Annotated in this window: 35 protein-coding genes and 2 tRNA genes; 3 read left to right on the forward strand and 34 right to left on the reverse strand. The window is 37.2% G+C overall.

The window, feature by feature from the left end; genetic code table 11:
• Window positions 1-42 precede the first annotated feature (42 nt).
• From G7050_RS02690 to G7050_RS02740, 11 genes are all read right to left on the reverse strand, one after another.
• Entirely contained in the window at window positions 43-261 is a 219-nt protein-coding gene (locus tag G7050_RS02690) for a hypothetical protein (RefSeq protein WP_166110840.1), read from the reverse strand.
• A complete protein-coding gene (locus G7050_RS02695) occupies window positions 231-782 on the reverse strand; it encodes a hypothetical protein (protein WP_166110844.1) in 552 nt (183 codons plus the stop codon). Before G7050_RS02695 ends, G7050_RS02690 begins: the two co-directional genes overlap by 31 nt.
• A 71-nt stretch (window positions 783-853) precedes the next feature.
• Complete coding sequence (locus tag G7050_RS02700) at window positions 854-1,396, reverse strand: hypothetical protein (protein WP_166110847.1); 543 nt, start codon at window positions 1,394-1,396, stop codon at window positions 854-856.
• Between the two features lie 8 nt (window positions 1,397-1,404).
• Window positions 1,405-1,794 (reverse strand): hypothetical protein, encoded by a 390-nt coding sequence (locus G7050_RS02705; protein WP_166110850.1) that lies wholly within the window; start codon window positions 1,792-1,794, stop codon window positions 1,405-1,407.
• Window positions 1,794-2,270 carry a hypothetical protein gene (locus G7050_RS02710; RefSeq protein ID WP_166110852.1) on the reverse strand — a complete coding sequence of 159 codons (477 nt, stop codon included), beginning with the start codon at window positions 2,268-2,270 and terminating at the stop codon, window positions 1,794-1,796. Before G7050_RS02710 ends, G7050_RS02705 begins: the two co-directional genes overlap by 1 nt.
• 1 nt (window position 2,271) lies before the next feature.
• A complete protein-coding gene (locus G7050_RS02715; RefSeq protein ID WP_166110855.1) occupies window positions 2,272-2,571 on the reverse strand; it encodes a hypothetical protein in 300 nt (99 codons plus the stop codon).
• Window positions 2,565-2,897 carry a hypothetical protein gene (locus tag G7050_RS02720; RefSeq protein ID WP_166110858.1) on the reverse strand — a complete coding sequence of 111 codons (333 nt, stop codon included), beginning with the start codon at window positions 2,895-2,897 and terminating at the stop codon, window positions 2,565-2,567. The genes G7050_RS02715 and G7050_RS02720 overlap by 7 nt, the downstream gene beginning before the upstream one ends.
• A 2-nt stretch (window positions 2,898-2,899) precedes the next feature.
• Entirely contained in the window at window positions 2,900-4,075 is a 1,176-nt protein-coding gene (locus G7050_RS02725) for a major capsid protein (protein WP_166110861.1), read from the reverse strand.
• 19 nt (window positions 4,076-4,094) lie between these two features.
• Window positions 4,095-4,703: a hypothetical protein gene (locus G7050_RS02730; protein WP_166110864.1), complete on the reverse strand. Its 609-nt coding sequence runs from the start codon at window positions 4,701-4,703 to the stop codon at window positions 4,095-4,097.
• Between the two features lie 18 nt (window positions 4,704-4,721).
• Window positions 4,722-5,405, reverse strand: a complete 684-nt coding sequence (locus G7050_RS02735) for a hypothetical protein (protein WP_166110867.1) — start codon at window positions 5,403-5,405, stop codon at window positions 4,722-4,724.
• A gap of 120 nt (window positions 5,406-5,525) precedes the next feature.
• A complete protein-coding gene (locus tag G7050_RS02740) occupies window positions 5,526-5,807 on the reverse strand; it encodes a hypothetical protein (RefSeq protein ID WP_166110871.1) in 282 nt (93 codons plus the stop codon).
• 132 nt (window positions 5,808-5,939) lie between these two features.
• Here G7050_RS02740 and G7050_RS02745 point away from each other — a divergent pair, with 132 nt between their 5' ends.
• The gene (locus G7050_RS02745) at window positions 5,940-6,128 is read left to right on the forward strand and encodes a hypothetical protein (RefSeq protein WP_166110874.1); all 189 of its coding nucleotides are present in this window, start codon (window positions 5,940-5,942) and stop codon (window positions 6,126-6,128) included.
• Here the strand turns inward: G7050_RS02745 and G7050_RS02750 are convergent.
• Window positions 6,117-7,838 (reverse strand): hypothetical protein, encoded by a 1,722-nt coding sequence (locus G7050_RS02750; RefSeq protein WP_166110877.1) that lies wholly within the window; start codon window positions 7,836-7,838, stop codon window positions 6,117-6,119. The two genes, G7050_RS02745 and G7050_RS02750, sit on opposite strands and share 12 nt — an antisense overlap.
• A 204-nt stretch (window positions 7,839-8,042) precedes the next feature.
• Here G7050_RS02750 and G7050_RS02755 point away from each other — a divergent pair.
• Window positions 8,043-8,109 (forward strand) — tRNA-His (locus G7050_RS02755).
• On the opposite strand, the gene G7050_RS02760 is transcribed toward G7050_RS02755, so the two are convergent.
• The 3 genes from G7050_RS02760 to G7050_RS02770 all read right to left on the reverse strand — a co-directional run bounded on the left by G7050_RS02760 (window position 8,107) and on the right by G7050_RS02770 (window position 10,158).
• A complete protein-coding gene (locus G7050_RS02760; RefSeq protein ID WP_166110880.1) occupies window positions 8,107-8,349 on the reverse strand; it encodes a hypothetical protein in 243 nt (80 codons plus the stop codon). The genes G7050_RS02755 and G7050_RS02760 overlap by 3 nt on opposite strands.
• 1 nt (window position 8,350) lies before the next feature.
• On the reverse strand, window positions 8,351-9,826 hold the full coding sequence (locus tag G7050_RS02765; protein WP_166110882.1) for a phage portal protein: 1,476 nt from the start codon (window positions 9,824-9,826) through the stop codon (window positions 8,351-8,353).
• Between the two features lie 188 nt (window positions 9,827-10,014).
• Window positions 10,015-10,158: transfer RNA gene (locus G7050_RS02770), tRNA-OTHER, on the reverse strand.
• 66 nt (window positions 10,159-10,224) lie between these two features.
• Here G7050_RS02770 and G7050_RS02775 point away from each other — a divergent pair.
• On the forward strand, window positions 10,225-10,395 hold the full coding sequence (locus tag G7050_RS02775; protein WP_166110885.1) for a hypothetical protein: 171 nt from the start codon (window positions 10,225-10,227) through the stop codon (window positions 10,393-10,395).
• Here the strand turns inward: G7050_RS02775 and terL are convergent, their stop codons facing one another.
• From terL to dnaN, 19 genes are all read right to left on the reverse strand, one after another.
• Window positions 10,396-11,868 (reverse strand): phage terminase large subunit, encoded by a 1,473-nt coding sequence (terL, locus tag G7050_RS02780; RefSeq protein WP_166110888.1) that lies wholly within the window; start codon window positions 11,866-11,868, stop codon window positions 10,396-10,398.
• Window positions 11,852-12,352 (reverse strand): phBC6A51 family helix-turn-helix protein, encoded by a 501-nt coding sequence (locus G7050_RS02785; protein ID WP_166110891.1) that lies wholly within the window; start codon window positions 12,350-12,352, stop codon window positions 11,852-11,854. Before G7050_RS02785 ends, terL begins: the two co-directional genes overlap by 17 nt.
• A gap of 75 nt (window positions 12,353-12,427) precedes the next feature.
• A complete protein-coding gene (locus tag G7050_RS02790) occupies window positions 12,428-12,934 on the reverse strand; it encodes a hypothetical protein (protein ID WP_166110894.1) in 507 nt (168 codons plus the stop codon).
• 3 nt (window positions 12,935-12,937) lie between these two features.
• Complete coding sequence (locus tag G7050_RS02795; RefSeq protein WP_166110897.1) at window positions 12,938-13,144, reverse strand: hypothetical protein; 207 nt, start codon at window positions 13,142-13,144, stop codon at window positions 12,938-12,940.
• A 41-nt stretch (window positions 13,145-13,185) separates the two neighbouring features.
• Window positions 13,186-14,040 carry a hypothetical protein gene (locus tag G7050_RS02800; RefSeq protein ID WP_166110900.1) on the reverse strand — a complete coding sequence of 285 codons (855 nt, stop codon included), beginning with the start codon at window positions 14,038-14,040 and terminating at the stop codon, window positions 13,186-13,188.
• Window positions 14,030-14,800, reverse strand: a complete 771-nt coding sequence (locus G7050_RS17855) for a hypothetical protein (protein ID WP_255499246.1) — start codon at window positions 14,798-14,800, stop codon at window positions 14,030-14,032. Before G7050_RS17855 ends, G7050_RS02800 begins: the two co-directional genes overlap by 11 nt.
• A gap of 34 nt (window positions 14,801-14,834) precedes the next feature.
• Window positions 14,835-15,170 (reverse strand): hypothetical protein, encoded by a 336-nt coding sequence (locus tag G7050_RS02810; protein ID WP_166110903.1) that lies wholly within the window; start codon window positions 15,168-15,170, stop codon window positions 14,835-14,837.
• Window positions 15,167-15,382: a hypothetical protein gene (locus G7050_RS02815; protein ID WP_166110906.1), complete on the reverse strand. Its 216-nt coding sequence runs from the start codon at window positions 15,380-15,382 to the stop codon at window positions 15,167-15,169. The genes G7050_RS02810 and G7050_RS02815 overlap by 4 nt, the downstream gene beginning before the upstream one ends.
• Window positions 15,383-15,419: 37 nt before the next feature.
• Window positions 15,420-15,992, reverse strand: coding sequence for a hypothetical protein (locus tag G7050_RS02820; RefSeq protein WP_166110909.1), 573 nt, complete (start codon window positions 15,990-15,992; stop codon window positions 15,420-15,422).
• Between the two features lie 12 nt (window positions 15,993-16,004).
• Window positions 16,005-17,495, reverse strand: coding sequence for a replicative DNA helicase (locus G7050_RS02825; RefSeq protein WP_166110912.1), 1,491 nt, complete (start codon window positions 17,493-17,495; stop codon window positions 16,005-16,007).
• Window positions 17,437-18,216, reverse strand: coding sequence for a hypothetical protein (locus tag G7050_RS17860; RefSeq protein WP_255499247.1), 780 nt, complete (start codon window positions 18,214-18,216; stop codon window positions 17,437-17,439). Before G7050_RS17860 ends, G7050_RS02825 begins: the two co-directional genes overlap by 59 nt.
• A 9-nt stretch (window positions 18,217-18,225) precedes the next feature.
• A complete protein-coding gene (locus G7050_RS02835) occupies window positions 18,226-18,417 on the reverse strand; it encodes a hypothetical protein (RefSeq protein WP_166110915.1) in 192 nt (63 codons plus the stop codon).
• Between the two features lie 9 nt (window positions 18,418-18,426).
• Window positions 18,427-18,591 (reverse strand): hypothetical protein, encoded by a 165-nt coding sequence (locus tag G7050_RS02840; protein WP_166110918.1) that lies wholly within the window; start codon window positions 18,589-18,591, stop codon window positions 18,427-18,429.
• Entirely contained in the window at window positions 18,572-19,885 is a 1,314-nt protein-coding gene (locus tag G7050_RS02845) for a PcfJ domain-containing protein (protein ID WP_166110921.1), read from the reverse strand. Before G7050_RS02845 ends, G7050_RS02840 begins: the two co-directional genes overlap by 20 nt.
• Window positions 19,882-20,700 (reverse strand): hypothetical protein, encoded by an 819-nt coding sequence (locus G7050_RS02850; RefSeq protein WP_166110924.1) that lies wholly within the window; start codon window positions 20,698-20,700, stop codon window positions 19,882-19,884. The genes G7050_RS02845 and G7050_RS02850 overlap by 4 nt, the downstream gene beginning before the upstream one ends.
• 2 nt (window positions 20,701-20,702) lie before the next feature.
• On the reverse strand, window positions 20,703-21,086 hold the full coding sequence (locus tag G7050_RS02855; RefSeq protein WP_166110927.1) for a Cas9 inhibitor AcrIIA9 family protein: 384 nt from the start codon (window positions 21,084-21,086) through the stop codon (window positions 20,703-20,705).
• Window positions 21,073-21,408 carry a hypothetical protein gene (locus tag G7050_RS02860; RefSeq protein ID WP_166110930.1) on the reverse strand — a complete coding sequence of 112 codons (336 nt, stop codon included), beginning with the start codon at window positions 21,406-21,408 and terminating at the stop codon, window positions 21,073-21,075. Before G7050_RS02860 ends, G7050_RS02855 begins: the two co-directional genes overlap by 14 nt.
• A gap of 5 nt (window positions 21,409-21,413) precedes the next feature.
• On the reverse strand, window positions 21,414-21,596 hold the full coding sequence (locus G7050_RS02865; protein WP_166110933.1) for a hypothetical protein: 183 nt from the start codon (window positions 21,594-21,596) through the stop codon (window positions 21,414-21,416).
• 3 nt (window positions 21,597-21,599) lie between these two features.
• Window positions 21,600-22,724, reverse strand: coding sequence for a DNA polymerase III subunit beta (dnaN, locus tag G7050_RS02870; protein WP_166110935.1), 1,125 nt, complete (start codon window positions 22,722-22,724; stop codon window positions 21,600-21,602).
• Window positions 22,725-22,837: the final 113 nt, after the last annotated feature.

Genomic DNA, 22,837 nt, shown 5'->3' on the forward strand with positions numbered 1-22,837 from the left:
TCACATCTAAAACTACTTTCAAAATCAACTTAATATATAAAGTCAAACACCGTTTACCTTTCTTACCCGTTTTGTATTACCGGTATTAAAATCAATAACCTCTTTATATTCGGCTTCTGTATCTTCACCGTTCATTTGTTTGTTTCGTTCATTGAGTATATAATTATGCTCCCTGAGAATGGAAGCTATCAGGACGTAGTCACTATCGAGGGTTTCTTCCGGTTTAAGACCTAACGTCTCGCAGCAGATCGAGAGGAACATGAAACTGCTTTGTGGTTCCACGTTTTTTGATTCTTTTGAAGGGCTATTATCTCCTCTTCGCTTAGCGGGCTCACATTTTTGCATAGTGTGATAGAATTGAAAAAAGGGTTATAGTTTAACCTGAACAGTATCGCATTAAGAAGAATATAAATATCATTCCATGTGCAATTATCTTTTAAGACATCCTTAAACCAATCAGGCATATCTCCTTTTTTATTATGGATACCAATACATACAATATCAAATAGCAACTCATCATACTTACTGATAAGCTGCTCTATACTGCTATCAAATTCAATGTCTTTTTTGACAGTTAATTTATCAGTGTCTTCACTATCGATCTGTATGAGTAGAGGTTTTAATTTAAACCAAGTACGTACAGTAATAGGCCTGATAACTATATTGTCTCCAACCTTTTTTCCTGCTGGAAGGGAAGATAAATCTGAGAACTCAAAAGGAATTGTTATCGGCTGGCCTGTAACAGCACTACTCTCTAATTGTATGACTTGTTTTACACTCATGTTTTTACTTTAAAATATAAAAGGGTACGATTATACACCGTACCCTTTATTTTCATAGATAGTTTATGAAGTTATCCTCCGACTTCTTCATCAACAGTTTTCACTTCACGCGAGAACGAAGATTTACGAACTCCGGCAGCAGTAATAGGTGTTACAACTGTTGCTCTAACCAACATTAAATCGGTTTGCTCAACACCCGGAGCTTGAGACAAACGAGCAAATATGTCAGCTTTAGGAATAATATATTCGACATACTTACCTTCATAATCTGCTGTTTGTATCTTTATGCTCTTAATTATACTAGGTGTTTCAATAGGAGCCTCCCACTTTTCACCCGTTACAGTGCCACCCATAAAGTCTTTTTGCTCTTGTGCCTTTGGTGAAGGAATGGCAAACTCTATACTCGAGACATCTGTTATTCGCGAAATCACAGCCCAAGGGTCTTTTTGGCCCATTGCTCTGAATTGAACCTGAGTTCCATCGGCAAAATTAAAGACGATGGTATCTTCATGTATCTCTGTATACTGAGTATATGTTGCTGCTGCAACTCCATCGCCAGGAGTACCGGCTCCTAAATATTTACAATCTACGGCTAACGTTCTTTCTCCTGCCATAATAATTATTAATTTAATTGTGTAATTACTTCTAATCTGATATTTGTACAATCGAAGCCTGCTTTTGCTTCGCCCAGAGATTCGGACCACACGATCCTTGATTTCCAATACATACCCACCGGATGGGTTATATCTTTTAATGAGGAGGCCATCTTTCGTTTAACTTCTTTCATCAGCGATCGGTTTGGCATACCATTACTTAGTTTTTTGATGAAGATATTTATATTGACAACCGGAGCTTTATTAATAACCTTTGTTGTCTCCATACCTATTCCACGAACGGTATAATGATTATCTTTCTCACCCGTAGCTGAATTGTCTTTATAACCGGTGATACCAACATTAGCTTCTTCTGTAGCTGCGAAAACAATGTCTATTATGTCAAATTCATCTGCCATTATATTCCAAGTCTATTAAAGAGTGAAGTACTTTGTTTTCTGATAAATTCGTCAGATCTGGAAGCGGCCAACGAAACGACATCCTTGTTTTCAATCGCTTCAACAAAAACGGCGTATTTCATACCTGCAACAGCAATCAAGACATACCCATTATTATAAGTTCGGACTAAATCAGTAGCTAATTGTTCCGCTTCACGCTTTCCTGTATCTTTATCTGTACCAATGCTGTCAGAGACCCTAAAATCTTTACCGAGTATCTTTCCATCCTTAACTATGACATAGCCGATAGAAGAACGCAGATTACCTGTATGATCGATATACTGACCACTCAGGCGAGCAATCTTTACGAATTCTTCTCCTGTTCGCTGTAATAGCTGATAGATGACCATATCGGCACGTTCACCTACTTTCTTAAACAACTTATTGATATCGCTTTTTTTCCATAATGGAGTAAGTCCGCTTTTGCGTGTTGCCATCTCAGATATAGATTACAGTGTGAGTTTGAAATGGCTCCCAGCTCTCGATCTTAGCATCTAACCCGATGCTCTCAATCTTAATTCGGGTTGCACCTTCAATTTTCTTGTGCTGAGTAGAGAATTCACCTTTAACTGTAAATTCTTTTCCATCGGGATTGGTTTTAATCTGATTGCCGCTGTTGGATGGGAAATATTGACCTCTTACTTCTGTATCAGAAGAAGGACCCTCAACCCATTCACCGTGCTCCAGTTTACCGGAAGAAACCGTGATAATTGCTATATGTGAATATCTCTTTACCATGACTGCCCTGCTCTTCCTCTTGGTACTCGAATACTATTACCTAAAGCCTCTGCTTTTTCCGATTCTCCGTTCGCAATATATAACTCCCTAGCTTTTTGCGTATACCATGCACGAGGATAGGTAATAGATAGTTTGTTTTCCGTGAAATCGGGTAAACCACCTATCATAGCATAAATATCAGCTACTGCTAACTGTACTGAGGACTTATTAGAAGCAGTATAATCAGCCGCCCCATTTAAGGAGCGGTCGATCAATACCGTGTCAAGGAAGCTTTCACCATCCCCTGTACCCGGATATGTTAATATTGTTTCTCGGATTGTTGCCATAATCAATCTTCTTCTTGCTCAGCCCTGTCTTCTTGCTCAACATCTTCTCCTAAGAAACGAGCTGGGATATTGTCAGTACCCTCTGTGTTCTCTGTTTCACTCCAAGCTGTTCCGTCTGCTTTCATGATGTACATAGCATCAGGATCGTTCACAACAGGGAAAGCATTCGCCTCTGCTTTCGTCCATTCTTTGAAAGGTTCAAGCTCTGACCATTTTGACAGGAAGATAAAATCTTTCTTCAAAGTGATTGCTTTCTTGCTTACTGCTTCTGATCTTTCGGCAGCGATAGGCCCATGTTGCACATCACCTACATTCAAATCCTCAAGAAAACAGATGCGTTTACGAGTCCAAGGGTTAATGGTTCTACGTCTGCGTGACTTATCTTCGATACGAACAGCAGGAGCAACAGTTACGATCTGTACAGGTATTTCCTGTTCTGACAGATACTCGTTGATCAGCTTTTTAGTAATAGTGATCTTAGTAGTTCCGTTGATCCATCCTTTTACTTTCTCGATCGTTGACTTTTGTTTTTTCAACATAGAGAATGAGGATGAATGCATTACCACATATTTAATAGCAACACCATCCTCAGATGCTTTTACTATTACATCTTCTATATCCTGAAGACCATCGGCAGTAGCAGCATTTTCCCAATCTGCAGACGATTTCATCTGGTTAGCGATTGGCATACCACAACCAACGAATTCTGCTGTGACAATACCGTTATTGTTATTGGCATTTAGCAAGAAACCACCTCGTGACATCATTTGCATACACCACCATTCGAAACGTGCTCTTACGGCATTATACACGAAATCCTGATCTTTAAAAGCTAGGTTTAGGATTTCCAACTGTGCAGCATCACCCGATGCATCCCTTTGCAACTGCATATATTCGTTGTAATCGCTTTCGTTCATACCACGTTTTACTGCTGTTTTAGGAATCTCTCCGGATAATTTGGCTACAATCTCCCGTGTCTTTTGAGGTGCAGAAGCATCCCAGCTGATCACGTCAGCAATAACAGGAGCACCTTTTTCCCCTGTTAAGGTCTCCCATTTCAAGGAAGATTTTTGCTTAACACCGAAGAAGTTAGGGAAATACATAGGTCTGACATGACGTGTATTGAGACGAGCCCCCATGTTCTTACGGTCTACTTGTTTGATTAATGATCTTTCCATTAATATTATTTTTTAGATGTTATACAAAACGAATAAATGGTAACATGGCTTTTAAGCCATTGTCGATAGGAAATGGTAATACTGATTTATTGATAGTACCACGAACAAGCAAGCCTGAGCGTTGATTAGCGACTGTCAAGTCAACTTTATTCATGGTGACTACTAATTCACCATCATACTTCATTGTAGCGTCTCCTGCTTCGGCAGCCTCTTTAGCTAATACCAGAATATCACCTACTGCAGCAGCTCCTATGGTTCCATCCAGAGTAATCAAATCAAAAGCCTTGTCTGATTTGTCAATTGCCGTGATTATATCAGCTGCTTTGGCAAAATCACCACCATTGGTTACTGCATCACCTACAGCAAATAAATGATTCTTTTTGACTTGATACACGGTAGCTGTGGCAGTAGCTACAGCAGATACTTGAGCTGTCTTGATTGTTTTATAGATCCTTGTATCCGGATCTTGAACAACGATCACCAATGGAGGTAATTCAGGCAAGGAAGCTCCATCAAACAATACCCCTTTAAAATCGGAACGGTCTATTGTACCTCCTCCGATCACATCCTCGATAATCTTTTCGATCCCGGGATGATACTGAAATTCTTTTTCTCTTTTTAAATACATAATTTGATATTATTGAGGTTATTTACTAAGTCCCAAGTCAACCGTTCCCGAATTGTTTGGGGTTACATCGCTATTCATTAGGGTAGTCCATTCAGCCTCCGAACGATCTTTTAACTGAACAGATCCCGGAGTATATTCGCCACTGGCCACTTTAGCGTCAATAGCTTTTTGTTGAATACCTATAAATTCATCGCCAAGAGTTTTTACCTGATCTTCTAACTTTACATCAGAATCGAATTTGATACGATCCAGCCATCCTTCAGGAAGCTCAGCTGCTTTAATTAGAGAAGCGGCAGTTGCTTTTTTCTCGGCTAATACTGAGGATTGCTGATTACCTTTAAGAAGCTCCTTCATTTCTTCCAATTGCTTGTTTTGTGCATCGAGAACAGCTTTTACGGCTGGATCAAGTCCTTTGAATTTATCTTCATCTGGGTTTGGATTATCAACAGGCTTGCCTCCTTTCAAACCATGCTCTTTTTCATACGCTTCAATAGCCGCTTTTCTTGTAGCTTCTTCGGCATCCTTTTGAGCTTTGGTTTCGGCCTCTGTGATAGCTGGTAAAAGGTTATCCTTGAAAAGATCAACAGCTCCGGCTACATCTTCTTCTTTTTCAAGTTTGAAAGCTTTAAGAATGCGATCGGCATGCTTTTCGTCAATACCTTTCTCTTTGAGAGTCTTTTTTATAAAATCGATTAGTTTCATACACTTTGTTTTAAAATGTTTTTATCTTAAAATATAAGTGCTGATACTTTTTTCCATTGGGCAATAAAAAAGCACCTAATCTTTCGAATAGATGCTTTAATTGGATTATAATAGACTGCTCTACTTTTCTGAAATATTGTCAAATGTCTCTCCATTGCTAGCCATAATATAATATTTGAAGCCCTTGTATAAAGGCATTAAAGAGTCTGTGTCTTCCTCTTTTACTGGGTTTGCATCAAAACATACTACGCCATAAACATCTTTAAGATCATCCTGAGACCAAAGCTTAGTCCTTTCAGCAAATTCCTTCTCATTCTTTGATTTCAAAACTAACACATAATGAATATCTAAACATGTGTTGATTTGAACATTTTCTTTTGTAATCGTCCTTAAAATAAACATATCTGTATGTATTTATATATCGGCTACTCTGTTATAGGTTTTCGCCATTCCCTGTGAATTAAAAATATAAGCGAGAGGGAATTTTTCGGAGAATTAATATTTTAGAGTACATTTGATAAAACTCACATCTATATGAAAGAAGAATTTACCACCAAAATGCACTCTGAACTGTTAGGCGATGAAATCTCAAACCTTGATCTACGTATCATGGGTATTTATGGTGCAACAGGTCGAGGTGTATCATTAAATGAGGCCTTGAAGAAATATGATGTATCAAGAGAGATTTATGACAAGAATATAGACCGTGTATTATCGGAATAAGTATTTCTCGAATACTTCTTTTTGTTTGGCATCTGTTAAATCAATAGTTCCAGACCAATCAGAACTCAATAGTATTTTTTTTCCATAAGGTTTAGAGGCTAGTTCGTGCATAGGAATGTTTGCACCTTTATATTGCTCTATCCACTTATTAAAATCATTGAAATCTGTTTTTGTTATCCTTTGATTATTATGCATCACATGGGCCCAATGGGTAATATCATTATATTCGCTTGCTTTTGCTGAAAAGCCATACTTTGCCCAAGCATATCCACCAACATCCATATTAGCCTGTATACGTATCTCTTTAATACCTGCATTCTGATATTGCTTATACATAGCTTGAAGTAGTTCTTTTGAAACACCTTTACCTTGTAGATCCTCTGGTAATTTGAGAGTATCGTGAAAAACCACATCTTTCTGAAAGAATCGTTTTAAACTAAAATCATTATCACCGGTACACCAAAATTCGATCTCATCTTTATAAGCATTGAGATGTTTCGACCTTATTCCTAAGCCGTACTTATCAGATATCTGCATCAGATCATTATTAAATTCTTCCATATTGAATCCTTTAATAACCTTGTCGTATTCACTCTCTACATTATCCTTAATGTGGAAACCTTCTTGCTTTAGACTTTTGGGATTGAAAACATATTCTTTAGAATGACTACTCTCTGACTTCAAGAAATATTCTTGATTCTCTTTTACAAACCACTGATTTTTATTTGCTTCTTTCTCGTTTATGAAATCAAATGCTGATTGCGGAACAGTAGTAATAATCTTGTCTTGAGGAACTTCACCAGTCAATAAATAGTCTGTAAATTCTTCACCCTCTAGCATAATGGGAACAGCAAAACAAATGCAGAAAGGATGATTACCGATAAACTTATAGTTAGGTGGATATTTACCCACCATCGGATCACAGATAGCACAAGGTCCTTTATTCGACTTTGAGCGATGAACTTCTATACCCAAGACAAAGCCTTGATTCTTCCATCGTTCATGATCTGCTGTATGGTATGCTTGATTTGTTTCGGTAACAGCTACACGAAGAGCGTTCATATAACTGCTTCTGTATCGACCTTGCCCGGGATGATAGTCTTGCATAGGTTTTGATAGAGTAAGATTACCATCTTCATCCTTTATACGTCTGAACCGTTTATCGGGATCCTGTAATAGCTGTCGAATATCTTGAGAGATTATAGCAGCTGGGCGTCCTGTCGAAATACCGGAAGAAAGATAATATTCAAGATTCTGTTTTGCTCCATCTACAGCATTCCAGACTTTATCAGATACGGTAGAGCCATCAATCTGCCTTTGCTGAAAAGCTTTAAGAGCATCTATATTGCTAGCGAACATACCTTTTTCAAGTTTCTCATACTTACTTTGTCCTATGAGTTCGGGTAAAGCCAAGTCTTTAATGAATGCTTTTAATAAATCATCGTTTTTAAGGTTCGAAGCTTCCCAAGCTCCGGTAGTGTTATTATTGATATTAGTTAGTAGATCACTATGCAGGTCTTTTAATAGGTTGTCTATCTGCTTTTCTAAGGTTGCATTACGAATCCAGACATTATCGGTGTTCTTCTCGGTCCATTGAGTCAATATCAGACCTGATCGACGAGTGAAGTCATCGAAAATACGCTTTACTTGCCCTTGCTGATTGAGTAGGCGTAAGACATGCTGTTTATCGTGGAAAGAGAGTGAGGACATAAAATATATTTATTATTTTTGCATTAGGTTTGAATGGTTTAGATGGTTCGAATCCATCAACAGGCTTACGCAATATTGCGGTATAATCTTAAAATCATTTTATTATGGATTTTGAAAAAATTATTTCAGCCATATTTGTCAATTTGATTTCAGATTTTATCAAATTTCTTTTTAGAATATTTCAATTAAAATTGGCAGTAAAGCGGAAAAATAGTTTAATGGTAAAACATCACATTTGTGAAAATTGCGGGTTCGAGTCCCGCTTTTTTTATTTCTCTTCCTCTTCTATTTTTGTAAGTTTACCCCACTTCTCCTCCCATGCTTTTTTCAGCTGATTTAGCAATAGAGAGCCACCCTTTCGATATCGACCAAGAAAGGCAATGCCATTTTCGCTATCCTCATATACAAGCATAACACACTTAGCCTTTAGCCGATCCATAGTAGCTTTTACAATTTCTTCATCTGTTAACTCAGATATCGGAAGAGTCCTTATTTCTCGGATGTTCTTCATATCATTGCCCTCCAAATCCATTAAACCCGATCATATTACTACGTTCGCTCTCTTTCTTTTCATCCTCTTCCATACGTGCTAATTCGCCTTCGATATCTCCTGCAGGAGTGAGAGGTGATTTAGAGACAATAGTTTGTTTAGAGTTGAAAGCCTTACCTCCTCCGGCAATAGAAAGAACATTTGCATCTTCAACTGGATCTTTAGGAAGTATCGAATCAAAGGATACGGTTATCCAATTGCTTGCAAGCTGTTGACGGTATTTAATATTAGTTATGTTAGCTATACCGGCAGACACTACAGATATGCATCTCATCAAAGCAGGACGAAATGTTCTCATGTTCATTTTCATCTTGATCTCAGCATCTAGCATCATAAAGCGACGAGATACTCCGGATAGATTGCCAAGGCTTTTAAGATTATCGAAAGATAGATCCGGCATAGATGCACCTGAGTACTGCTCGTTCTTGGTTTCGTCCAGTTCTTTTGTGACTGAATCAATTGATTGTTGCCAATTCAAAAAGTCTGCATCACCGTGATATTCTTTGCCACTGTCTTGGTCAACCCTCATAGGGAATGTGATTTCTTTTCCAACAGTATTTTTACCGGGTAAACTTGTTTCTCCAAATACTTTCATAATAGGCTCTGCAAAGTAGTCGTTTGTATCAGCCATTCGTGAATGACGCATTTCTCGTGCGTCCATCATAGATGAAACTTCATCCCATATCGGCTCATAAACTTCACCATAGACAATAGGAAGAAGGCCCCACGGATTAGGGAACTCTTTACGATCCCATCCATTTGTTGACTGAGTACCTATTACAATCTTTTCACGCGTCCAAATCATAGCTTGTTCACGTATCATATCTTCACTATCTGTGATCTGATAACGATGTATAAAACCGTCCATCTTACTACCATCGAAATGAGGGAAGAACTCATATAGAGCATTTGTGTCTTTAGGCAAGCATAAGATTTTACAATTCAGTTCTGACGATTTTTTACCACTCCAGTGCTCGTAAGTCGTTGGGTAAAATACAATGGCAGCTTTGGTTTCCGATAATACCTTTTCGGCAAACTCAATCAAGACATCTTGCATACCGAGTACTCTCTCCCATACACGTTTGAACTCGTTAAAACCGTCGTCTTGTACGTCTGCTGATATATTCATTCGACCACCGAACATCATTGCTGTATCAGTCCGGACTAGCTTACGGGGAAAGTTACTTATGATTCGAGCTACATCGATAGTCTTATCATCCAGACGAACAGGCCTACCGTGCTTATCTTTCAGTGTATCTGAATATACTTCGAGCCTCTTAGGTTCACGCCATCCTACGGAAGCTTTACGACGTCTTCTGTCACCGTCATATTCTTCTTTGTATTCGGCGGGGTTGCGGCCCTCTATTGTATCTACAGATAGATCATTAACGATCTGGCCAAAGTTTTCATTTTCGAGAATGGAATAAATTGGAGGCATGTTCTTTTCTCTTAAAATATAAAGCGCGAAAATCTTTCTTACCAAAACAAAATAGGCAACACATTTCTGCATTGCCTATCTTATTACTGCGGGTACGCTATCGAATTAGCTACTTTCGAAATAAAGATGCTATATTTGCAACTAAAACAGACTTTACTTTCACGTACCCTTTCCATCAAAAATGTTTGGGAGGATGACAGGACTTGAACCTGTACGCCCCACACCGGATATTTCTTCGGGCATTATCATCTACTTTCATAGTAAAGATCGCAGCCTCCGGACAACATGTAGGGCTTAGTATCATCAGCGTATACCAATTCCGCCACATCCTCATTTGATATAATATATAAATGGAAAAAACTTTTACCTTTACGAGATATATTTTAAATCTAAATGTTATGAGAAAAGAGAATTCAATTTATCAAGTGTGGTTAAAAGGAGTAGAAGGATATACAATAGCTTTAGTTATTAATGGTCGTTTTCACGAGATGCATAAAGGAAATGTAAATAAAACTCCTATTGATGAAGATCAAATAGAAAAATACGAGTATTTAGGAGAGAACAAATAATTACCTCACTCCTGTCCCCCTAGCAACCTGTCTTTGTTGTTCACCTTTGATATTGCCTTTGATAGATTCAAAGAATTCAGCTAGGATCGTTAAACTATCCGGTGCGTCATCGTGTTTATTGCCGCCTTCTTTCTTGTAAGAAGTAAGCCACTTCATGAACCACCAGTAGTCAGACCCTTTACTATATTCCGATTCGTCTAAGAAATGACAATGTGCTTTTATCCAACCAGACTTCATAAGGATTCGGGTTTGCTTGTTCTTTGTAGTTGGTCGAGCCTGTATGATAACTTTATTAAGCTTATCGGTCTCTTTAACGATTCTACGTACATCATTAGCAAATATCTTACCTCCATTATTGGACTCGCATCGCATCTGATCGAGTTTAAAGTCTATAATCGCTTGAGCCAATCGAGGACCGGTTATCTCAACAGCATCTTTCGTAAATAATGCTTCTGTGATAAATAGCTCTGATCCGAATACCTTTGCAAAAGGAGAACTGAAATAATCGTCTCCCTCATCGGCTACGTCAGTCGATGCAATCTTACCATCGGGAACACGCCCTTTGATATCTGCTTTTTTGAATCGTTTGAGTTCTGATTTAGGGAATAGCAATCCTTTTAATTCAACTGGGTTCTGTTGATACTCAGCCTCCCAAATACTCTCGTCGGTTTCAGCTTTCTTGTCTAAGTAATATTCAGTAGTGTGTACATCTTCGCAGAAAGACTGTTCGTTCTCGTCTAATGCCGATATACGGATAATCTCATGGTAATACTTACCCTCTCTTGATTCTTCCAGACGCCCCAACACATCACTAGCGGACCAACGAGTACCAATATCAATACAACAGCAGTTACCCTCAGTACGAGAATCGTGTGTACCTTGAAACCAGCTCCAAGTCTTTTCATTGTTATTATCAGAAAGAGCGTCTTCGAGTGATTTATATAAGTCATCGGTCATTGCAAGCATCGAAGCTCCGAACCCGATAACTGTACCACCAACACCCGCTCCGAAATAGCTTACTTGGCGTGCCCCCTCTATACTCCAGCCATGAACGTTTTGTTTATCTGCTTTGAGCTTGATCTCCGGGAATACTTCTCGGTACTTTCTTGATTTTACTATATCACGGGTATCATAGGATAGTTTATTATACAGTGGATCGGCACAACAGTTACGCATGACTGATTCTTCAGGGAAGTGTCCGAACATCCAACTAATGAAAAGAGATGAAAGATAAGACTTACCTGCACGGGGTGGCATACTCACAGCAAGTCGATAAGTAGTGTTATTGGAGAAAGAAATAAAAACACGCATATATGCTTCGGCTACCTTTTTTAGGAAAGGCCGCTTAACAAAGAACGAAGGGTCCATATACAAGCAATAAGACCAGAATTCATTTCTGGCCTCTCGCTTTCGCAGTATGATTGCCGCTTCTGCTTTACGAATTAATATTTCTCTTTCACTCAGTTTTTCCATCGACTATATTTTGCAGTTCTTCATCCGATAGAGCTTCCAAGCTACTTTTTATACCTACTTCTCCGGATAGTTTATTCTCCTGTCTGTTCTTCCAGTTATCAGAATCTTGGTTCGTAAGGGTGAATATTACAAGTGTGGGATTAGGCTGGTAATGCTTCTTTGTAACGACATGCTCTTTTACTTTGACGATAGCTTTACCATTATCGTCTTTATTGCCTGTATCAGTAGTAACGGTTCGTGTTTCATCCACTGTATATCCACGAAGCATCTTAACAAGTGATTTCTTGGCTTCGACAACGAGCAGTTCATTAAACTTATCCTGAGCCTTTTTTATAGCATCTGCAAAATCTGCATTTTTAGATTGCCAATCATAATAAGTTCGTTCTGAAATCTTCACCTTTTCGCAAATCTCAGCAATCGTATAGCTGTCTGTACTTATCATGCTACAGATATTGTCAACTATCTTCTTATTATACTTTGCCATAGAGTAACTGCTTTACCCTAAAATATAAAGAGGAGCTACTTTTTAGGTAACTCCTCTTTAAACTATATAAGGGTATTATTTACTGTTTGGAATATCTTTAATCAACATTTGGGGATTTATGTCGATCCAGCTTCGTCTTTTATTGTGGAATTTATCAGAATTCATAACTAAATATTTCTCTACTTTATCTATAACATTTCGCAAATGGTCTGGGAATTGAATGAATAAGAAGTCAAAATTAATCATTTTTTCATATACGACATCCATATCTTCATGCACAATTAGCTTCTTAGGCTTACCAGTCATTGTACAAAGTAAATTATTAAAGAATGAAAGAGGACGAGGGTCTAAATGACCGGCCAGTCTTTCTAATATAGCTCGACTACTTGACTTTCCGATATAAACAATGTTATTATTCTCATCAAAAAATACATATACGCCTAATAAACTTCTATTGTTATGAAGCAGGTCAACAAGTTTTAATTCTTTTACCTTTATTCGGTCTGTTCTAAGTATTTCAATATGCAATTCTTCAAGGGATAACTCTTTGATCTCATCATAAAATAGAATAAACTTGCTCATTTTTTATTCCTCCATCTTTGCCATTGCATCCGCCATATCGATACAAATTTCTAATTCATTAACTGCAGCTTTTAGCTCAATGAACTTGCGTTTATCTACAGCTGTTGCTAAACCCTCAGCCTGGCTTTCTATCTCCGTCAACTCTTCTTTCTTACGGGCAAGCCTGTTCTCCAAAACTTTTTTGTATATCATAAGTGGGGTTTCTTTCATGACGGATCGTTTTATTTTCCGTCAAAGTTATTACTATTTCTTTATTTCTTTTTATGCGATTCATTAATTATAACAGGAACGGCATTCTTCCAACTTATCCGATGGTGCAATCTCCTGTGTGTTTCTCCCATTGGTACAATCTTACAACATGAGGGTGCATACATCACCGTGTAAAAGCTTTTCACGTATGTACCTGAGTCGAGATAAAGTTCTGTCATTCCTCCGGAGTTCGATTGTGTCGATAATTGGTTTATTGCTATATTGGATAGAGTAAGGAAAACATTTCCACGACTCTGAACATTTGTATATGTATTAACGTCTTCATTGATTCTACCTACAAACTGAAAAGGTCGATCCGTTGAACAAAGAAAAGTATTCATACACTTTCGAAACAGTTTCCTGCCTTTTCCGAATTGCCCATTCTCCCCTCCTATAAAATCACCACTTTGGGCCATAGCGATACTCTTTACATTAATAGTCTTATAGTAGTCGAGCATAGCATCAAAGATTACATCAATATTTTTCATGGATCGATGAAGATATTTTCCTTTTGAGGTGAATCTGTAAGAGAATGCTGTATAATCATCATCTAGCTGCATGAAGTACTTTATTCCGAGATTCTTTGCAATTTCAAAACATGCATTCCTGGCATATACAATTGCCCGCCTATCTTCGAAATTATCTCCTTCATCAAATGTATCAGATATAGCTTTTTTATCGAATACGATCACCTTATCTCCGTATGCCTGCTTATAGGCTTCCGCTTGTATGTCCTCATTATCGATAACAATATAGATACGTCCTGTATATCCACATTTGAGGAGTGAACTATATGTATGCACTTTAGTAGGCCTCCCATGAGTTAGTATGAATACGGCAAAATCTTTATTCTTCATGGTCAATGTCATATTGTTCGTCAATAGCTTGAGTTAACTTTACAAAGCCTTTCGACATGGCCGAATCGAAATCTATAATCACCAGTGCTGAATCTTCCATGAGTTCTTGAACCTCCTTATCTGAGTTTGCATAAAAGTCAGCTATTTTTTCATAATTAAAGACGATATGACGTGATGCTGCACATACAAGGAACTTCTTATCTTCATTACTAAGATTTGATATTTCGATTTTAGATACAAGCTCGTTATATTTATCCATATCGAAAAGATCAGAGATAACAGGCTTTTCATTCTTTGGCAGATATTCAGGTGTTGTAATCTTATTCGTATAAAGATTATTATTTGATGTTTCTTTATTCTCGGATTCTACGCCAATATCCAAAGAAGAAACGTCAATACTGAATTCCCAGAGATCAAGTTCATTAGGGGTAAAATCTTCCATCACTGCTTCCATGTCAAAGACCGATGTATCATTGGTATGATTATCAGCAAGAGCCAACGCTTTACGCCTTGCATCACCTGTTTTGAGGTCTGTTCTCTTGATGGCAATTAATTCAGCTCCGTCTGATTCGATAATACGAATTTTCAAACCTAACTCTTGTGCCTGTTCGTAAACTCCATTGCCGGCAATGATGCAATCTTCTTTATCAATTAGTATCGAACGGCCGGCTCCGCAATCGACTAGGCTCTTTTGTATAAGCCTTTTATTCTTTTCTCCGTGTATACGGTAGTTCTTAGGATCAAACTTTAATTCTGACATGCCTTTTATTGGTAAAATATAAAAGGCTGAGATATTATACTTTATATTGGTCTTTTAGGCAATCTGGAATATAAACAGTGTACATAGGTACTATTCCATGTTGTTTAAGAGCATCATCAAAAGAATCTGTTAGAGTATAGAACGGCGATTTATGAATATCAACTACTGCATTATTATAGATATTCATAGGGATAAACATATTTCTATACTCTATGCCTCTAATTTCTAATTCTTTTATACAGTCACAAATAAATACTAATGTATCAATAACATTATTCTTTGGGAACTTCCAAAACTCAAACTTATCTATCTGAAAATATATTGATTCTGTATCATTCAGTAGATCACTATTTAACAATACCCTTTTCATAACTCATCCTCAGTTTTAAAATGCAACTTATTTCCTTGTTTTATAAGATCAAATTTTCTCTTTACCCTTTGCTTTGTTGCTTCTATTTCCTCTGAAGCAACAATGATTTCCAACTCATCTAAAGAACAATCATTTCCGAGTATATAACCATCTGTATTTGTACTCCAAATATTCCAGAGGTCATTTTCTTTTTTAATTATTACCCAACTCATAACTAACTATTTTTTATATAAATATACGATAAACACTTCAAAATAAACTTTCTCCATTGATTTTACTTTTTATCAATTCCAGTACCCGGTTGTAAATATCATACAGGTCTTTTTTATCTTCTGGTCCTTCCCATTCTGAAAATCTATTACATTCAAAGAACTTCCAAGAGAATACATGCTTTGCTTTCTCTGATAAGTTTAAACTATCAAAGGCATCTCTGACAATGTGCATTTGATCTAAGATCTCTCCTGATCGATCAGGTTCATTGTCGGGATCGTCTATAAGATCTACCCATTGAAAGTCGATATTATCATCCACCGGAATAGGTTTATACTTATGACGATAGGGTGATGTTTCAGAGGTAATATTCAGCTTTATCATTTGCAGAATATAGAAATCAAGCTCCGTGTATTGTCCTTTTTTACTCTCGTAGAGTTGTAAGATATATGATTGATTGGATTTTAATTTTTCCAATAACATAGCCAGTACTTCATTCAACACGTCGATGGCTTCATCATCCATATTTGCATGGGAACAATGATAGCGGGCATAATCGAGCCAGCGATCATACCTTTCGGAAATATATTTATTTATTATTTGATTTGCCATCTGTTGTCTGATTTAAAACGGTGTATCTCCTTTTTGATCTTGAAAATCTGTATTTGGCGATATTACAGGAGGTATATATTCATCAGCCGAAGACTGACTTACTCCATTATCCCAAATTTTCTTGTATCGGTTATCGTGATGGAAGATGATCGGTTGATTGCGTGCTCCTTCTCGATATTTAGATAAAATAAGTTTACCTCTTCCTTTCCAAAGAACACCTTTACTGTCTTGTACGTCGGGGTTATAGTAATCAGGCTTATGAATGAAAAGAACAATGTCTGCATCCTGCTCTATGTCTCCAGACTCTCTTAAGTCCTCCAGTTGTGGTTCTTTTATGGCGGTTCCTTTCATTGGCCTGTTTAGCTGAGAAAGTAAGATGATCGGAATATCTAGTTCTTTAGCAAGGTTCTTCAATTCTCCGGTGATATATCCAATTTCTAACTGCCTGGATTGAAACTTCATATTTGTACGGATCAAACCCAAGTAGTCAACAATCATCATCTGTAACTTCCCTTTTCGTTTCAATCTTCGGGCCTCTGATTTAAGATTATTGATATAGCGGATATTGTGATGATCGGCAATGTTAAGTTTCAGATTCCACAATTGACCGGCTCTTTCATCCATTGCCGACCACTCCTCCGTACTCATTTGTCCGCTTTTTAAGTGACGGCTGTTAATACGATCATCTTCGAGCAAATAACGATTGACCAGCTGGGTTCTTTTCATTTCAATTGATACAAACAAAACTTCTTTTCCTGCTTCGGCTGCTGCTTTTGCAAATGAAAGAGAATGCTGTGTCTTACCCATACTTGGACGAGCTCCAAGAATGATTAAATCGGGGGCAGACCATCCACCTGCAAGTATATCATTAAGCGTATTAAGGCCTGTAGGTATTGCTACCTGTATACCTTTTTCTCTTAATTCCTGAGTCTTGGATGCCGTTTCCATTGCTTCGGTTAAAGCTTCACCCATTGATACAGACTGACAATCACTTGAATTAGAAGCTAATTCAGTCAATGACATTTCAAGCTCCTCAAGTGTCTCCTCTACATCCAATGTTTCGTCATAGGCTTTTACTGACAGTTCGGAAGCTATACGAATCAGCTTTCTGGATTTTGCTTTTTGATTGATTATCTGAGCGTGATAAATGATATGTGCAGAAGATGCGATTTTATCTGAAAGATCTGCGATGTATAAAGGCCCTCCGATAACATCTAGTTCACCGCTGCTTTTTAGCTCCTGAACAACTGTAAGCATATCAATAGGATTACGTTTTACAGAAAGGCTTACAATCGCTTTGTAAATGATTTGATTCTTCTCGGAATAAAAATCATTCGGGGTTAATATATCTTCAATTTCCTGATACGCCTTTGATTCTATCAGCAATGCACCGAGTACTGCTTCTTCAAGCTCTATTGCCTGAGGTTGTATTTTGCCTAGTTCATTAGTCGACATAGGCTGGTAGAGTGCGTTGTTGTATTGTTTCTTGTTTTGATTTCTCATCTTCTTTCTTTAACCAATTTAGAACTGTTCGATACAGATTCGTGTATCTCTTTCTCAGATCTTTCCTGTTTTCGATCTGTTCAATGATATTCGCGATCTGTTGTCCTGTGTAATTACTTTTTAGCTTTAAAAACTCATCCCCTGTTATTTGGGAAGGGAAATTTTTAGGATTTGAGCAATATGGAGCTTTACGCGATAGCCAATCTTTGAATTTCTCATAATCCGTATGTGAGGGTGAAGAGCCGTGTGGCTCTTTCTGAATACTCTCGATAGAGAGTATTTCTTTAGTAACAGTATTAACAGTATTAGATTTTGTTTCCTCTGCGTTTCCTTGCTGTTTCCTGACTGTTTCCTTTTCACTCACAATAGTATTATATTTATCGTAATTACAGACAGTTAAGACGCTCTGACCTGTTTCTTTCACTGTTTCACGCTTAATCATTTTATCAGTTTCAAGCATCTGAATATAATTACCGACCTTTTTAGTAGACCATCCAAAGGCTGTGGCTAGAAAACGAATAGAGGCATAGATCTGTCCCCGCTTTACTATTACAAGCTTTCCCTTATCGAGTACTTTCGTGTCCTCAAATCTTGCCTCTTTCAGTAAGAAAAGCCAAGCCTCGAACCTCGAATATTCACGCTCCTCGCACCATAGATAGTGCTCAAATAGCTCTCGATTTAACGGAATAAAGTTTGATAGTAAGTTCTCTTTCTTTGCCATTATCGAATATTATAATTTAGGTAAGCTCTTTTGCAAAAACTCTATCAACTCGTTTACCTCAGATTTATCAAACTGTATTTCTGAATTTGGTGAAATAAGACCATCTTCATCTTCGTTAAATGTCCTGACACTCATACAATCATGCTCTAAACTAAATTCAATAGAATTGTTTAAATCTTTTATTTTCAATATTGCTGCCATATCTATATCTTACTTAAAATCTAATTCTGTTTGTTTTCTCTTATCAAGCTCATTCTGGTACTCTCTCAAGGCTTCACGGGTGAATGTTTCGTTCTTCATCAAGCCAAACTGGAGAACACCGGATAATCTAGCCTCGCAACGAATTACACCATGCTTAAGCTGCTGCAGTGACATTCTTTTTAGTTCCATCTTTCTTGCGTTTAGGTTTAAGACGCTCTTTGATTAAATGCATATTCTTATTTACAAGCTCAATAATACGATCGTGGTACTCTGTATTTTTATTCTGCAAGCCACGGCATTGAACTACCTTTAGTTTCTTGAGTGAAACTTCAACCGTTTCAATTCGCTTGCCTCTTATCTTGGCTGATAAAATAAGGGAATCTTCTTTTAGGGCATAAGAGCTGACGCAATGGTGTAAGGCATCGCCCTCTTCAATGTGTTCTTTCACGCTTTCTAATACTCGAACTTTAATCTTTCCATCCGTGAAAACAATTCCCGAGAATATGGCTTTGAGTTTCAAAAAGACTTTTTCATCTTTAAGTAATTTTTCTCGTTTAAGTTCTGCATCTTCTTTATCACGTTGACGCTTTTTTTTGGCCACTAACAAATCGTGTTCTTTTTTCAAGTTTTTAGGGCATACATAAAAAGCATTATGCAGATCCTTTCTTAAATATTGAAGAAGATCGAGATAGTCAAACCACATCTTTATATCTTTGATCTTATACTTATTTCTCAAGCAAATCTTAATTGATGACCAATAGTTATAAATTCCGTGCTTCAAATTATAATCACTGTAGCAACCTAATAAATCATATCGCTTTGCTTTTAGGAGTGTCTCTGCCTTTGAATTGTCTGGTACAATCTTAACTGCTTCTAAAAAAGTAAGACCCTCTAAGTTGTGATTTATACCATACTTTTGATACTCAGTTTTGAATATTGAATCGGGGTGAAACTTTTGCGGATATACGTCATATTTTCGTTCATCACTTTTATTCTGAATCTCCATATATCCACCCCACGAATCGCAATACCAATTTACTGTATGTCTGCGTGCTACTACTTCTCTTTTTCCATTTGGTAATATCCAGTGTTGTAGTATCTCAGAGATAAAATAGTGAACAGGCTTTCCCACTTTGTAATATGCGAACAGCTCAAAGTTTCGTATTACTTGAAATTCGTCACATATCTCAGCTATAGCAATATAAGTTTTTTGCTTATCAGTGCTTTTTCTTGATTGCTCCACTTTAATCTTAGTATTACAATGAGGACAGACAGCCCGTTTACGACTTACAAGTGTAGGAGAAAAGGTATTACCGCAATCCATGCAGATTACTCTTGATTTGGTAGCATAGCCTTTATGATCTAAGCATTCGACTTTGGCCCATGATAACATTTTATTTTCGACATTAAATAGGTAATTCTTACTTAGTCCTAGAACTCGATGGTGCATTTTTGTACGTGGTTTCATGGCTGAACCTCCTTTATGAATAGGTTATAATCACGATTCACACAATTGTTAGGAAGATTGCTTCTTTCTATTCCTGCTTGCTTGAGAAAAGAATCTTTGAAATAGAATTTAGCTTCTATATGCCTATAGCACATTAACATTAGGCTTCGTAAATTCTGCCAAGCATATTTTTGCCCAGACATTAGCCCAATCTTATATAAATCGCAATAACCATAAGTTTCCTTTATCATTTTTGCAGATGACTCAATATCAACGATTGGTTCAATAGAAGCGAATGTTTTAAAACCTGCATCGTATAGCTTCTTCATCGCATTGATACGTTCAGCGTTAGTAGATGCGTTAGGCTCTAATTCGTCGTGACCCGTAAGAGTGAAGCCGAAAGCGTAATATTTTCTAAGATAAGACGAGGCAATATTTCCATCACTTAAAAATTCATCAACCCATTCTGTACATTTAGTTAATATTTTAACAGGTATTTGGTTGTGTGTGCAAAATCCAGTTGCTCCATTAGTCAAACCCAAAGTTTCTTTCAGCATTGGATCAGTTGTGAAAGAGAAGAATAAGCCATGTCTTTGCAACTCGGTTATATTTTGTTTTGCTTCCTTTACAAATACTTCCAAGGCGTGAGCTTCACTTTTGAAGCAACTCTTTAATTTTGGAGTATCACCACCTAGTATTTTGGCTCCACGTCCTTTTCTTAAGTAGCAATATTCGCAACCTACTGAACAACCTACATAGAAGTTGCAAGCCCAATAACTATACTCCCCGGCTTTACCAGATGGATTATAAATCGTTTTTCCTTTAAACTCTTCCATAATCAAAACAAGCTTAATTGTCCAACATCTTCTTTCTTCTTAGGCTTGATCTTAGCTTTGGGAGCTTCTTTCTTAACCTCTGTTTTGGGAGCCGAATTACTAGCTACGGATTTCACGTTCGCAGGAAGTTTACTAATCTTAATATCGTCCTCATCATAATAGTGAACCGCCATGCTATATACTTCGTCATCGTCCATTTGACAACCTTTGGTACCTCTATTAATATTTACACTAGCTTTGAGGACTTCTCCCATGATGTAAGAGAAACATTCATCAATGTTTTTGTTTTCTTTTGCATACGTCACAGCAAAGAGAGAATCTTCTTCTGCTCGCTTATCTAAGTATGCCTTTATTTTGTCTTTGACTGAATTATTACTTGTTGCCATGATTGTTTCTATTTTGTTCGTCCATAATCTTCCATAACTTTTTGTAGAATTTCTCGTTAGGAATTTTCCCTTCAATTGATTCACCAAGGGCGACAAAGAATTCTCCGTTATGCTGTAGGTTATTGAAGTCAATTGCAAATTTTGCGATCGCTTTTGCTTGAGTAGTATCGAGTTCATCCAATCCGGATAAATCACGTTGATTCGATTCTAGTATCTCCAGAGCCTTTTCAAGACCTTGTTTGGCTCCTGCATTCTCTTCCTTATTGATATTCTCTAATTTGAGAATGAGTTTTATCTTGCGTTGTAATTCTGTTTTTAGCATGGTTGTTATCTCTTACTTATTAATTCGTTAATTGATTGCTTTAATGCTCTTCGATTTAGAGGGTTGTTGCTGGGAGATTCAATTCTGATTCCTGTTCTTGTGGCAACATAACCGGTATATTTCTGGTTATTATCACTGATAACGACAACTGAAATTTCAAACCCTTTGTATGATCCTAATTTTTTCATTTCTTAATCATTTAGCATCATTGGCATTAATAAATAGGTTAACTTATCGGTTGATTTATTATCAATAGGAGTAATGAGAGTGGCCCGACTTGGATCGGAGAACGACATTTGAAGATCAGACGTTGGAATAGCAGCTATTAGCTCTGAAAGAAAGTGACCTTTAAAACCGATAGCTAGTGGATCGTTATTATACTCGCAAGCAACAATTTCTTCCGCTGCTGTTGAAAAGTCGATATCTTGTCCCGATATCATAATCTGGTTATTTGATAACTGCAGCTTAACCAAACTGCTTGCCTGATTTGAGAATACAGATACACGCTTCAATGCACCTTTTAATTCAGGTACACCAATAGAAAGAAACTTATCATTATTGGGGGGAATAACAGAGCGGTAATTGGGATATTTACCTTCGATTAAAGTAGCTTCAATGCTCTCCGAATTATATTCGAGACGAACAAATCGGTTATCTATAAAAATATCGACTAATTCATCTGACGGTGATATAGCATTCTTTAGAATCGTTGCTATTTTTTGAGGAAGGATAAAATTAATAGTTTCGTTTATGGATTCGTCAGTGTATTCAGCTAAAGCCAATTTGTGGCCATCAGAAGCAACAAAATTGATCAGTCCTGCTGATATATCAAAATACACACCATTCATTACAGGGCGTAGCTCGTCATTGGCTGAACAAAAACAAGTTTTCTCAATACCTGATAAAAGAACTTTAGCTGGAATAGAAAGTTTAATTGCTTTGGATGTGTCTTTATCTTTTGGGAATTCATCAGCCGGCTTGCCAGTCATTTCGAACTTTCCGCCTTTATATTTGACTACTATTCCATAACCTTCACCAATTGTAATGGTAATTGGTTGTTCCGGTAGTGTTTTTAAAGCTTCAATTATTAATTTAGGTTCAATACAGTAGGTAATATTATTATCAGTTAATATTCCTTCAATAGAAGTATTCATCCGACCCAAGTAGTCGGCTGCCGATATTTTGACTCTACCATCTTGGATGTCCAATAGGATATTTTCCATTATAGGAGTAGCCGGTTTAGAAGAAATAATTTTGCTGACCGAAACTAATCGGCTTAATAATTCTGATTTTGAAATTGTGATTGTTGTTAACATAATGCCTAATTGTTTTTAAAGGCATCCATGCAAGAGGGGAGGTATTTACTAAAAAATATGAGGTAGCTATATAAACACAAAAAAGCCAAATCTCACATCTATGTGAAATTCGA

The organism is Dysgonomonas sp. HDW5A (assembly GCF_011299555.1).
Taxonomy (GTDB): Bacteria; Bacteroidota; Bacteroidia; order Bacteroidales; family Dysgonomonadaceae; genus Dysgonomonas_A.